This window comes from Phocaeicola sp., from assembly GCF_057861905.1.
In genome coordinates this window covers 30214-44317 of sequence record NZ_DBMACV010000023.1, presented here as the reverse complement: position 1 = coordinate 44317, position 14104 = coordinate 30214, and the positions used below count along the sequence as shown (strand labels likewise).

9 protein-coding genes are annotated in these 14104 nt (G+C 41.5%); 5 read left to right on the top strand and 4 right to left on the bottom strand.

Annotation, left to right across the window (positions count from 1 at the left end; all coding sequences use genetic code 11):
• Positions 1-307 precede the first annotated feature (307 nt).
• Positions 308-1786, bottom strand: coding sequence for a cysteine--tRNA ligase (gene cysS, locus ACZM60_RS06510; protein ID WP_489521087.1), 1479 nt, complete (start codon positions 1784-1786; stop codon positions 308-310).
• Between the two features lie 338 nt (positions 1787-2124).
• Here cysS and mnmA point away from each other — a divergent pair, with 338 nt between their 5' ends.
• Positions 2125-3186: a tRNA 2-thiouridine(34) synthase MnmA gene (gene mnmA / locus ACZM60_RS06505; protein WP_021969887.1), complete on the top strand. Its 1062-nt coding sequence runs from the start codon at positions 2125-2127 to the stop codon at positions 3184-3186.
• A gap of 13 nt (positions 3187-3199) precedes the next feature.
• Here mnmA and ACZM60_RS06500 read toward each other — a convergent pair whose 3' ends face one another.
• The gene (locus ACZM60_RS06500) at positions 3200-3331 is read right to left on the bottom strand and encodes a hypothetical protein (RefSeq protein WP_021969886.1); all 132 of its coding nucleotides are present in this window, start codon (positions 3329-3331) and stop codon (positions 3200-3202) included.
• Positions 3332-3453: 122 nt separating this feature from the next.
• Here ACZM60_RS06500 and ACZM60_RS06495 point away from each other — a divergent pair, with 122 nt between their 5' ends.
• On the top strand, positions 3454-4356 hold the full coding sequence (locus tag ACZM60_RS06495; protein WP_021969885.1) for a serine O-acetyltransferase: 903 nt from the start codon (positions 3454-3456) through the stop codon (positions 4354-4356).
• A gap of 201 nt (positions 4357-4557) precedes the next feature.
• On the opposite strand, the gene ACZM60_RS06490 is transcribed toward ACZM60_RS06495, so the two are convergent.
• The gene (locus tag ACZM60_RS06490) at positions 4558-6390 is read right to left on the bottom strand and encodes an alpha-L-fucosidase (RefSeq protein ID WP_489521086.1); all 1833 of its coding nucleotides are present in this window, start codon (positions 6388-6390) and stop codon (positions 4558-4560) included.
• Positions 6391-6735: 345 nt separating this feature from the next.
• The gene (locus tag ACZM60_RS06485; protein WP_489521085.1) at positions 6736-8757 is read right to left on the bottom strand and encodes a kojibiose hydrolase; all 2022 of its coding nucleotides are present in this window, start codon (positions 8755-8757) and stop codon (positions 6736-6738) included.
• 331 nt (positions 8758-9088) lie between these two features.
• On the opposite strand from ACZM60_RS06485, the gene ACZM60_RS06480 reads away from it, so the two are divergent.
• From ACZM60_RS06480 to purD, 3 genes are read left to right on the top strand one after another with little or no spacing between them, the layout of a single operon-like run.
• The gene (locus ACZM60_RS06480) at positions 9089-10495 is read left to right on the top strand and encodes a THUMP domain-containing class I SAM-dependent RNA methyltransferase (RefSeq protein WP_021970516.1); all 1407 of its coding nucleotides are present in this window, start codon (positions 9089-9091) and stop codon (positions 10493-10495) included.
• 8 nt (positions 10496-10503) lie between these two features.
• Complete coding sequence (locus tag ACZM60_RS06475) at positions 10504-12786, top strand: S9 family peptidase (protein WP_489521084.1); 2283 nt, start codon at positions 10504-10506, stop codon at positions 12784-12786.
• 33 nt (positions 12787-12819) lie between these two features.
• Positions 12820-14094, top strand: coding sequence for a phosphoribosylamine--glycine ligase (purD, locus tag ACZM60_RS06470; RefSeq protein ID WP_489521083.1), 1275 nt, complete (start codon positions 12820-12822; stop codon positions 14092-14094).
• Positions 14095-14104: the final 10 nt, after the last annotated feature.

Sequence of the window (14104 nt, the reverse complement as noted above, 5' to 3'; positions counted from 1 at the left end):
TTGTTTCTTTGAAAACAAACCGGATGCATTGCAAGGATACTATATTGAGGACTCAAAACAACTGGCCTTATTCTAAACTTATCCCGAACTCAGGTATTTATTATGTAAATAGGCCATTATAAAATATTTTATTAATAAACCTGATTATCTCCATTTATGTACATATGTGAAGGGCGTGAAGAGCAAAAAAGCAACCAAATTTATTATAATCGATGTGGTAATACAAACAAACGCGGATTCATGCAATTATATCTGCACAAATCCGCGTTTACTTACCTAATTTATCTATTAAGAAAAATATGAACCTTTATTTATTCAGCTTCCAGGTAAATCCATCTTTTGTATCTTTGACTTCAAATCCCAAAGCAGCCAATGTATCACGAATCTTGTCACTGGTTGCCCAGTCTTTATTAGCCTTTGCCTGCATACGCTGTTCAAGCAACATATCTACCACTTTGCCAAACGCTTCTTCACGTGCAGCATTGTTTTCAGCCTCAGCCTTCAAGCCAAGAATATCGAATACAAATGTATGGAATACACTCTTCAATTCAGCAAGATCATCAGCACTGATAGTTGCTTTCTTATCGATTACGGTATTAATCATACGAATCGCATCGAACAAATGAGAAATTACAATCGGTGTATTCAGGTCATCGTTCATAGCTTCATAGCATTTTTCGCGCAATCCGGCCGGTTCAATGCCTGTAGTCGTCTTCGAAGGAGTAATACGTTCCAGATTCTTAACTCCTTCCATCAGACGTTCCAAGCCTTTTTCAGCAGCCTGAAGAGCCTCATTGCTGAAGTCAGCTGTACTACGGTAATGTGCCTGAAGAATAAAGAAACGAATCGTCATCGGTGAATAAGCCTGAGCAAGAAGTTTGTTCGATCCGGTAAAGAACTCATCGAGCGTAATGAAGTTACCCAGTGACTTACCCATCTTCTGGCCGTTGATGGTAATCATGTTGTTATGCATCCAGTAACGTACCATGTCATGTCCCTGTGAAGCTACACTCTGGGCAATTTCACATTCATGATGTGGGAAAATCAAGTCCATGCCACCTCCGTGAATATCGAACGTTTCACCCAGATATTTGCGTCCCATCGCAGTACATTCGCAATGCCAGCCCGGAAAACCGTCGCTCCACGGTGAAGGCCAACGCATGATATGTTCCGGCTGTGCACATTTCCAAAGAGCAAAATCGGCAGGATTATGTTTTTCCTGCTGTCCGTCCAGTTCACGGGTTGTATTGATAACATCATCCAGATTACGTCCGGAGAGCTTCCCGTAATGATGATCTTTGTTATATTTTGCCACATCAAAATAAACAGACCCCTGGCTTTCGTAAGCATATCCGTTCTTCAAAATTTCCTTTACCAACTGAATCTGTTCGATGATATGTCCCGATGCATGCGGCTCAATGCTGGGAGGAAGCACGTTCAATGCTTCCATAGCCTTATGATAGCGGTTCAGGTAATACTGAACAACTTCCATCGGCTCCAATTGTTCCAGACGGGCTTTCTTTGCAATTTTATCTTCACCATCGTCAGCATCATGTTCCAAATGTCCTACATCGGTAATATTTCGTACATAACGTACCTTATACCCCAGATGTGTAAGGTAACGGAAAAGAATATCGAATGTAATAGCCGGGCGAGCATGTCCCAAATGGGCATCACCATAAACAGTAGGCCCGCACACATACATGCCTACATGAGGAGCATGCAACGGAACAAACAGTTCCTTGCGACGGGTAAGCGTATTATAAATAGTCAGCTTATTTTCCATAATTATCTCTTTTAGTTAAGTCACAAAAATACAGAAAAAAGAAATAATAAGGAAACAGAGGGTCTTTTTTTTCTCAAACAAGCTGCCAGTGTGGCTTAGCTCCAATAAAAAATGACATACATTTGTCAAAAAAAGAAGCGACACTTTTAGTTAACAAACATAGAACAACGAGGCAAATTCTTAAATCATGTTATAAAACATAGTTTTTTAGTCGTAATATTTGCAGGTTTTCCAAAAGTCCGTACCTTTGCATCGTGTTTTTCATAGTATTAGATTTAAGGTTAACAAAGGTTGGAGTACAGCGGTACTCCTTTTTTTATGCCCATACGTAAAATAATATGCAAGAAAACAAGAAAGTTCTGTTAGGTATGAGCGGAGGAACAGACAGTTCGGTCGCTGCGTTGCTTCTGCAAGAGGCCGGATACGAAGTAACCGGCGTAACCTTCCGTTTTTATGAAAAAGATAACAATACAGAATATCTGGACGACGCCCGTGAATTATGTGAACGGTTACATATTCCCCACATAGCCTATGATGTACGGGAGAAATTCCGCCAACAAATTATTTCCTACTTTATCAATGAATACATGGCTGGACGTACTCCTGTACCCTGTACACTTTGTAACAATTACCTGAAATGGCCATTGCTGAAACAACTTGCCGATGAAAGAGGCATTTATCATTATGCTACTGGCCATTACGTACAGAAGCGGAATATTGACGGATACTGGCACATTACTACCGGGGCCGATAGCGACAAAGATCAGTCATTCTTTTTGTGGGGACTACCACAGGACATTCTGGAACGCATGTTGTTACCTATGGGAGCATTAACTAAAAGTAAAGTACGTGAAATTGCTGCCGAACGAGGACACCTGAAAGCCGCTCACAAACGTGACAGTCTGGGAGTGTGTTTTTGTCCTATGGATTATCGGACCTTCCTCAAGAAACATGTAGAAGCAACATTTATCAGTCCCGGAAATTTCTACGATGAATCCGGAAATTATATGGGAAAACATGAAGGTTATCCTTTCTACACCATCGGACAGCGCAGAGGATTAGGTATTTATCTGAACAAAGCCCTATTTGTTAAAGAAATTATTCCACAAACAAATAGCATTATAATCAGCGATACACTCAGTTCACTGGAACAAACAGAAATGTATCTCACCGATTGGCATGTAACAAATCCTGCTGCTTTATTCGAAACAACAGAGCAAATCATCGTAAAAATACGTTACCGTAAACAAGCCAACCGCTGTACAGTTGCTCCAACTTCCGACGGACGCCTGCACGTCAGGTTGCATGAACCACTGGCCGCCATCGCAGCCGGACAAGCTGCCGCTTTTTATCGGGATGACGTAGTTTTGGGAGGTGGAATCATTTGCTCGACTAAATGAAAAAGAGGAATGATTACTTTACTCTCCTGTTCAGCTGATTATTTGCTTTTTCAGGTTTTGATTTGCCAACACGTTTACCACTCGTTTTTTTCTTTCCTGACTGCTTCGCTTTCCAAGCAAAAGGATTTTTCTTATTCACTACCATATTATCTGTATTTTTTTGCAAAAATACAATTATAATCCATATAGGAAGAGGAAAACACTCTCCTCTCTTATCTTACTTATTGAAAATAACTAACTTTGTTTTTCAAGCTAAAATAAAGTATTATGAGTCTATCCGATTACACACATACCCTGACGCAGGCAGTAAGCGAACTATCCGACAATCGTTCATACGAAGGTTTGTTCCACCAATACAAAGATGGTGATCCATTGCCGTCAGGAAAATCACTCCGCCGTATTGTAGAATTAGCTCGTGAAATTCTATTTCCCGGCTATTTTGGAAACTCCACTGTTCATCGAAGAACGATCAATTACCATATTGGAGTCAATGTAGAAGAACTATTTAGTTTACTGACCGAACAGATTCAGGCAGGATTGTGTTTCGGACTGGAAAATAATCCTTCGGAAGATACAATAAAAAAAATTCCCGACCGAGATACAGCAGCCTCTATCGCAGCTCGTTTCATCAGCAAACTTCCCGAAATAAGGCGTATTCTTGCTACCGATGTAGAAGCGGCGTATTACGGAGATCCGGCAGCCACTTGCTTTGGAGAAATCATCTGTTGCTATCCTATTATTCGTGCAATTACCAATTACCGCATAGCTCATGAACTGTATATGCTGAATGTTCCTCTCATTCCTCGTATTATTACTGAAATGGCTCATTCGGAAACAGGAATTGATATTCACCCGGGAGCACAAATCGGACACCATTTTACAATCGATCATGGTACAGGTGTGGTAATCGGAGCTACATGTATCATCGGTAATAATGTAAAGCTCTATCAAGGAGTAACATTGGGAGCCAAGAGCTTTCCACTTGATGAGAATGGAAATCCGATAAAGGGTATCGCCCGCCATCCGATTCTGGAAGATGACGTCATCGTATATTCTAATGCGACCATTTTAGGACGTATCACTATCGGCAAAGGCGCAACAATCGGTGGTAATATTTGGGTAACGGAAAGTGTACCGGCCGGAGCACGTATTGTACAGCGAAGGGAATAAAAAAGAATCGAATTTACAATAATATCAAGATAAATTCCAAGGATAAGAATCTCTTCATTTAAACTCCTCATTGAAAAATAGCTCTATCAAATTCTTTTGGAAAATGATAGAGCTATTTTATATTTACATTTTATAATGTGACATTGGGGACGTCACTACCTAATGGTAAACTTAACGCAATCTCCCTATTCAATTTATATATTACTTTTCGTCCGGCACCACAGTTACTCCAAGCTCCTCCATTGCCATGACAGCAGGAGCATCATCCGGAGTTGTGGCCTCCAGCTTCACATAACGAACTATCGTTACTGACGGAAGAGCCACGGTCTGGGGCAACGGGTTATGCATGATGTTGCTGAACTCACCATCCGATACCAATACCTTCCACTCCTTTCCGTCCTCACTGACAGAGAACTGGTAATGATAAGCCATCGTCGGTTTTGCCTCTCCGTTCAAAGGAGCGTAGGTGAAAGCCTTCAGACGGACCGGCTTGCCCAAGTCTACTACAAGAGGAGAAGAGGACAGCTGGCTCCACGTACTGCGTGGAAGAGTATTCCAGTCAGCAGCCGAAGACTGGCTCGCAAGAGTTGGAGCATAATAAGCTGAAACATTCGATATATTCGCACAAAGACGACACGAATCAATGTGGACACAGATGGAATCAGCCGTCAGCTCCGGAAAACGAAGCATACGCTTATAACCGATGGTCGTACCTTCACCCAATGACTGCCAGCGACCGTCATGGTAAGCCTCAACCGTAAACTTCTCCACACGCTGACCTTTCGAGATATCTTCCTGAACTTGAACCACGTTCAGCCGACTCTCCGGACGAACAGCATAGGAACGGGATTCACCCGCACAAGCAGTCCACGAAACATTACCGTTCTGAATCTTATCATCCGAAAAGACCTGACGGCGGTAAGCTGCAAATTCCTTTAAACGGGCTACATCTGCTTCGTTCAGCAAACCCCGGCGGTCGGGAGGTATATTCAGCAAAAGGACCGAATTATAGCCTACTGACTGAAAATAAATATCCGACAGTTCTTTCAGGCTCTTCACCTTTGCATTTTCCTCTTCATGCCAAAACCACCCCGGACGAATCGATACATCCACTTCCGATGGATACCAGAAAAGTTCCGTTGCATCCTTCAGTATATTACGACTGCCCAAATCCTTCGCCTGCTGAGTGATATTCAACCGCTCGTTATTTGCGTTACTACGAGCATAGATACCCGGAGTAAGAACCGTTGCGCTCCATTCTGTTTCACGACCGATACCTTTCTCATTGCCAACCCAACGTACATCATCACCCATTATCGCCATCACAGCCTTAGGCTGCAAACGCTGGATCGTCTTATAAAAGGCATCCCAGTCGTACACCTGCTTCTTTCCGTTCGGGCCTTCACCGTTTGCACCGTCGAACCACACCTCATGCACCTCACCGTAATTGGTCAGCAACTCTGTAAGCTGTTCGATAAAGAACTTATTGTATTCAGGAGAATTACCGTAGCAGGAAGCATTACGATCCCAAGGAGACAGGTATACACCGAATTTCATGCCATACTTGGTACATGCATCACGAAGTTCACGTACCACGTCACCCTTGCCGTTCTTCCACGGAGAAGAAGCAACCGAATGAGAAGTCGTCTTGGTTGGCCACAGGCAGAAGCCGTCGTGATGCTTGGCTGTAAGAAGTACCATCTTGAAGCCACACTCTTTCAAGGTGCGTACCCATTGGTCAGCATCCAGTTCTGTCGGATTGAACAAAGAAGGATCTTCCGTACCATCTCCCCATTCACGACCGGTAAATGTATTAATTCCAAAATGCAGAAAGGCTGTCAACTCCATTTGCTGCCAGGATAACTGTTGCGGAGAAGGAACCAGACGGGCTGCCATCGCTACTTTCTGATCTATGCTTTCATTTCCAGAAAACTGTAAATGCTTTACAAAATAGGAAGTGTCCTGCTGAGCCTGTCCTATAACAGGAAAAGCACACAATGAACACGCTACAAGAAACTGATTAATCTTATTCATACAAACGTTATTTATTTAATTCAAAAATAAGAATTAAAACTCATTTTACCTATAACTGTTATTGATTAAGCAATTAACAAAAGTGTATTTTAAGAGCAATACCAATAAGTTCATCTATGAGTTTTTCTTATTTTTTATTCAAAGGCTTTTTTAATACCAATAATCAAAGGAATATACCGTCCCTCGTTGTTGTAACTTTATTCTATATCAAGAATTAAAAATGAGGAGTTATCATCTATCAAAAACATCGAGAAAATAAATTCAAAATCCTTCATAGGAAATTTTCCTCTTCTCATCACCTTTACGCAGCTTTTCAATAAACGCCTTTTCTATCTCGTGCATATCTTACCTTTCTCTGATATAAGTTTGTTTATCGGGACCTACTCCAGTAACTACTATCCGCTTCCAATGAGGAGGAAGTACTGAAGGGAGCTGCACGATGCCATTATCTGTAATCTGCAATCCACAGAAACCATTCAGCACAGCCTGCAGTAAACCTCCTGCTCCAGTCATAAAATAAGGATTGTTACTTGTCGGAGTTTCCGAAATAACTCCAAAAGGTGCTCTCAAATTTGGTTCATAACAACGGCGGAACATTTCATAAGCCTTGCCAGCTTCTCCCATACGAGCATACTGAACACAATAAACAGAATACGACATGGCAGGACCGTCTTTCTGGTCTATACGCTCAGCGTAATATTCCAAATCTTGTTTCTGCCGCTTTTCATCTGTTATCAAACCTAATGGATAAGCCAACAAATTGGCATCGGCTTGCTTTATCATCTCTCCTTTATAAGTAGCATGTTCACGAGTTACACCATTTTCAAACTGTAAAATGCGGATATTTTCTCCAACTTTCCGCCACGCTTCAGGAATTTTCTCACCACAAACTTCAGCAGCACGACAAGCGTACTGTAAAGCAAGTGAAGCTGCACCATTTGTAAAGGCATTATCAGTCACCCCATTTGCATATTCATCGGCCCCTGTTACGTTGTGAATAGAATACGAGCCATCGGGATTATAAGAAGAACGGCTTACCCAAAAATCAGCTATCTCTTTAAGCAGCGGATAACCTTCACGTTGCAACCAATGCATGTCATGAGTTATGCAATAATAATTCCAACAGGCAATTCCTATATCAGCTGTAATATGATGTTCAAACGGTCCGGTTAAAGCAAAAGTTGGAGTTGCCTCTTCACCAGAATCATCGCTTTCCCATGGAAACATAGCTCCCCGATAACCATAAGATAGTGCTTTCTTACGAGCAGCAGGGAGGCGATCGAACCGATAATCGAGCATAGACCGGGCTATATCCTGATTCAATAAAAGCATAGGAGGATACATCCACAACTCTGTATCCCAAAAAATATGTCCATTATATCCCTGTAACGAAAGCCCCATCGGTGGTATGCTCAACCTACTTCCAGCACGACACGAAGCATACAAATTGAATAAGGCAAAACGAACAATACGCTGTGCATTATCATCACCTTCTATACGCACATCGCTTTGCCACAGTTCATTCCACAAACGATAATGGGCCTGCATTAAAGCTTCCCGACCTTCGTGTATCGCATAAATTACCTGACGCTCCGCTTCATTAAAAGGATCAAGGAAATCACGAGAAGAGCAAACACTTCCAATCAAAGAAAAACAAAATGTTTCTCCTTCTTTAACCGAAAGTGAAAAATAAAGTTCATGAGTTGCCTCATCATATATTGGTTTTATTAGGTTACCTTCGAAAAGGAAAGAAGAAGTAGCAGCCACCCGACGATAACCCCAACGGGAAGTTGCATCCGATTCGAGCATGTACATAGGATGCCCCTCAGCCTCCATCTCTCGATAACGGACTGCAGATTTGGCATAATCATCAGGAATATCCATCGCAGAACGGACTTCGAGCATCATATTTTTACGAGCCTGAATCCTTACATGAATCAAACCAGCATATGGCAAATTACGTAATGCACATAATTCATAAGAAATATTTGCCTTGTTCAATGCAGACAAGTCGGTACGATGTATGGCACGGCGCATATCTATTATCTGATGCCAACTGGATATGTTCGACGTATCAACCGCTTCTCCATCTATTTTTACCGATAAACAGAAGGGGTTAATTCCTCTCATCACTCGACTCACCACATGAGGAGCAGCTGCATCAAAAACATGATTCAGCATAACGTGCTCTACTTTAAAAGGCTCCTTCTGGGGCAAAATACCAATACTTCCATTGGCCATCGGAGCCGGAGCATACGGCGCATGAATATCAACAGCTTCCAGCTGCCACAAACTTTCCTCGTCGGCTTTCACCACTGCAACCGACAACAATATACCCAATACCAAACATAAAGTACGTATTCTCATGCTCTAAATTTTTAATATTCCGTATATTCTTATTTGCCAAAACTTACAAAGTACTTATTCCGACTATCAGATTCTTCATTTGCATTACTTTCGGCTAATAATCATGTTTCGACAAAGATACATTTTTTTCTTCTGATTACTAAAATATCAAAACCAACTTCACTCGAAGAAAAACATTCTAAAAGATTTTTTCAATATAAAATGCCATAAACTAAAAAAGAAAATAACAGGCTTGTCAGAAAAAGTATTTTAAACCTTGTCAAACAGTTGACTGACTGACTGAAAATTCATATTTTTGCACAAATAATTGAAATTACGTAATTTAATTAAAATGAATCAAGAATTCGAGCTTATCGCCAAAACCTTCCAGGGACTGGAAGAAGTACTGGCACAAGAACTCACCGAACTGGGAGCCGGAAACATCGAAATCGGACGCCGTATGGTTTCCTTCACAGGTGACAAAGCAATGATGTATCGTGCTAACTTTTGTCTACGCACAGCTATCCGCATCCTGAAACCGATCAAGCATTTTACAGCAAAAACAGCCGATGAAGTATACGACGCTGTCAAAAGTATTGCCTGGGAAGATTACTTAGATAATATGAGCAGTTTTGCTGTCGATGCCGTAGTATTCTCGAATGATTTCCGCCATTCAAAATTTGTTGCCTACAAAGTGAAGGATGCTATAGTCGATTATTTCCGTGAAAAAACAGGCAATCGTCCGTCTGTTCGCATTAGCAATCCGGATTTGGCCATCAACATTCACGTTGCAGAAGACCGTTGTACACTTTCACTCGACAGCTCTGGAGAATCGTTACACCGCCGTGGATATCGCCAGGAACAAGTAGAAGCCCCACTGAATGAGGTATTGGCAGCAGGTATGATTCTGATGACAGGATGGAGAGGTGAATGTGACTTAATTGATCCGATGTGTGGTTCTGGAACAATTCCTATTGAAGCAGCACTGATTGCACGTAACATCGCCCCAGGTGTATTCCGCAAAGAATTTGGATTCGAAAAATGGCGAGATTTCGATCAGGATTTGTTCGACTCAATTTATAATGATGACTCGAATGAACGTGACTTTAAGCATAAGATTTACGGATATGATAATAATCCAAAAGCAAACGAAATTGCTACCCATAATGTGAAAGCAGCCGGAGTTAGCAAAGATGTTATTCTGAAAATACAGCCGTTCCAGCAGTTTGAACAGCCTAAGGAAAAGAGTATTATCATAACCAATCCACCCTATGGAGAACGAATTTCATCGGACGACTTGCTGGGATTATATCAGATGATTGGCGAACGCTTGAAACATGCCTTCTGTGGAAATGATGCCTGGATATTGAGTTATCGTGACGAGTGTTTTGATCAAATCGGTTTGAAACCATCGGTTAAAGTTCCTTTATTCAATGGCTCTCTGGAATGTCAATTCCGTAAATATCAGATTTTCGACGGAAAATACAAGACTTTCCGCAGCGAAAACAGTGACAAAGAATTTAAGCCCAAGCGGGAAGGAAACGAAGCACGTCCACGAAAACGTGCAGAAAGAGTGGAATACAAAGGAGATAGAAAACCTGGGTTCCGGACAGAACGTAAAGAAAATGATAAGAAAAACTTCTCTCGTGAGAACCGCCCTTCACGCCCATCTACCGATGACGGACGTCCAAAGCAGGCACCGGCACCTCGTTATATGCACCGTCGCCGTCCAAATGAAGAAAATACAGAGAACGAATAACTAAAAAGATGAAACGAATTTTTCAAATTATAGCTTTATTCTGTATGATTGCAACTGGCTCATCTGCCCAGGAAAAAAAAGCTTTTACTCTTAACGATGTCATACCGGGTGGAAGCAATTACTATAATCTTGTGCCGAAAAGTCTGCCAGGCTTACAGTGGTGGGGAGATGTATGCGTACGTGCAGATATAGAAAATATCAAAAAAATAGATTCTAAAAGCGGAAAAGAAACTATAATAGTTACTTTGGAAGAAGTAAACAAGGCTTTAACAAACAGTGAAATGCCTTATAAACTTACAGGACATATTAAACCGCTTCGCACCCTGATGTATGCTTCACTTCCATGGAGTGACCGTAATGTAATTACTTTTACACAGTATGATGATTGTACTCCCGGACAGAAATACATGGTGTGGTATGATTTCGATAAAAAGAAAATTGTCAACCTATTCAAAATACAAGGAGAAGGAGCGACTAATTTTGACTTCTGTAAGGAGAATGGTTACATGGCCTATACCATCGGAAATGATTTATATATAGCACATGAAGGAGACTTCAGCAGCATGGTTAATTCTAAAGTTGCAGAGAATCAAGAATCAGAGAAGAATGTTGTATATGGTCAGGCCGTTCATCGCAATGAGTTCGGCATCATGAAGGGGACTTTCTGGAGTCCGAAAGGTACATATCTGGCTTTCTATCGTATGGACCAAAGCATGGTAACCGATTATCCACAGGTAAATACGACAGCCCGTATTGCAGAACTTGTGCCCGACAAGTATCCAATGGCCGGCATGACAAGTCACAAAGTAACAGTCGGAATATATAATGTAAAAAATGGTAAGACTATTTATTTACAGGCCGGCGATCCTACTGACCGTTATTTTACCAACATCAGTTGGAGTCCTGACGAAAAGAGTGTATTTGTAATTGAATTGAACCGTGATCAGAACTATGCACAGCTCGTTCAGTACGATGCTGTAAGCGGAAAGAGAACTGGTATACTCTACGAAGAAAAGCATACACGCTATGTAGAGCCTCAGCACCCTCTGATATTTCTACCTTGGGATGACAGTCAATTTATTTACCAGACTCAACGTGATGGCTTCAATCATTTGTATCTTATGGATACAAAAACTAAATTGAAAGGTGAGTGGAAGACTGGTAAGGATAACGAAGACCAATATTGTGAATACTTGAAAACGACTCCACTTACAACTGGCGATTGGCTGGTTCAGGATGTTTTGGGCTTCAATACTTCACGTAAGGAAATAATCATTGCAAGTACAGAAATATCTCCTTTGCAGACTAATATATTCAGTCTGAGTGTAAAAAATGGGAAACGTACATTGATTGGCATAGCAGACGGTACTCATCAGGCCAAACTATCAGCCAGTGGAACCTATCTTATCGATTACTTTACTTCGAATGATGTTCCACGTGAAATCAGTATTCTTCCTACAACAGGGAAAAAAGGTATAACCCTCTTTACTGCAACCGATCCGTTGAAAGAAGGCTATAATTTACCTGAAATTACTATAGGAACAATTAAAGCAGCGGATGGAGAAACAGATTTGTATTATCGTTTGATAAAGCCTGTCAACTTCGATCCGAACAAAAAATATCCGGCTATCATTTACGTATACGGAGGTCCGCACGCACAGATGATACACAATACTCGTTTTTACGATGCACGTGGATGGGATCTTTACATGGCACAACAAGGTTATGTAATGCTGACCGTTGACAACCGCGGAAGTGATAATCGAGGTATCAAGTTTGAAAATTGTACGTTCCGCCATTTAGGAGTAGAGGAAATGAAAGACCAGGTAGAAGGTGCCAAGTTCCTGCAGTCACTCCCCTACGTTGATGCCGACAAGATTGGTGTTCATGGATGGAGCTTCGGAGGATTTATGACAACAAACCTGATGCTGACTTATCCGGATATCTTTAAGGTAGGAGTAGCTGGCGGTCCAGTTATTGACTGGCAGTTCTATGAAGTGATGTACGGCGAGAGATATATGGATACTCCAGAAACAAACCCTGAAGGATATAAAGGTTCTAATCTGCGGTTAAAAGCAGGAAACCTGAAAGGTCGTTTAGAAATCATTATCGGGGGAATGGATCCGACTTGTGTTCCACAGCATAGCATCAGTTTCCTGCGTGCTTGTATCGATGCAGGTACTCATCCTGACTTCTTCATCTATCCTGAAGACGGACATAACATGATGGGACGTGATCGCGTTCATTTGCATGAGCATATTACCCGTTACTTCCTTGATCATTTGAAATAAAATAAAGACAACAAATCATAACATTATAAGAATATGAAACTTTTACTGTTAGGCTCAGGCGGACGAGAACATGCACTGGCTTGGAAAATTGCCCAAAGTCCGAAAATCGAAAAGTTATACATTGCACCGGGTAATGCTGGTACACGTGAAGTTGGCGAAAATGTAGCTATAAAAGCTGATGATTTCGAAGCTATCAAACAATTCGTTTTAGCAAATGATATCAACATGGTAGTAGTAGGTCCTGAAGATCCATTGGTGAAAGGTGTCTACGATTTCTTCAAGAACGATGCAGCTTTAGCAAATATTCCAGTAATCGGTCCGTCAAAAGCAGGTGCCGTACTCGAAGGTAGTAAAGAATTTGCCAAAGGCTTCATGCAGCGTCATCATATTCCAACTGCCGGATATAAAAGCATTACTTCTGCCAATCTGGAAGAAGGTCTTGCTTTTCTCGAAACCTTACAAGCTCCTTATGTACTAAAAGCTGACGGCCTATGCGCTGGTAAAGGTGTACTGATAGTTCCGACACTGGAAGAAGCTAAAAAAGAGTTGAAAGAAATGCTGGGTGGCATGTTCGGCAACGCTTCAGCAACAGTTGTCATCGAAGAGTTTCTGAGCGGCATCGAATGTTCTGTTTTTGTGCTGACTGACGGAAAGAATTATAAGATTCTACCTGAGGCTAAAGACTACAAACGTATTGGCGAAGGAGATAAAGGCCTGAACACGGGTGGTATGGGATCGGTTTCACCTGTACCTTTTGCAGACGAAATCTGGATGAAAAAAGTAGATGAGCGCATTATTCGCCCCACTATAGAAGGTCTTGCAGCAGAAGGCATTGACTATAAAGGTTTTATTTTCTTCGGACTGATTAATGTAAAAGGTGAACCTATGGTTATCGAATACAATGTCCGCATGGGTGATCCAGAAACAGAAAGTGTCATGCTACGTATCAAGAGCGACCTTGTAGAATTGTTTGAAGGAGTAGCTGCAGGCAACCTTGATGAAAAAATACAGGAAATTGATCCACGTTCAGCTGTATGTGTTATGCTGGTATCAGGCGGATATCCGGAAGCTTATGAAAAAGGCTATCCGATGACAGGTATCGAAGATGCAAAAGCTGGAGGCAGTATTGTATTCCATGCTGGAACAGCCTTGAAAGACGGTCAGGTTGTCACTGCCGGAGGACGTGTCATCGCTGTCAGCTCGTATGGAGCCAATAAAGAAGAAGCATTAAAACAATCATTTACCAATGCTGGAAAAATTTCGTTCGAGAAGAAATATTTCCGTTCTGATATCGGCTTCGATTTATAATATATAGTTC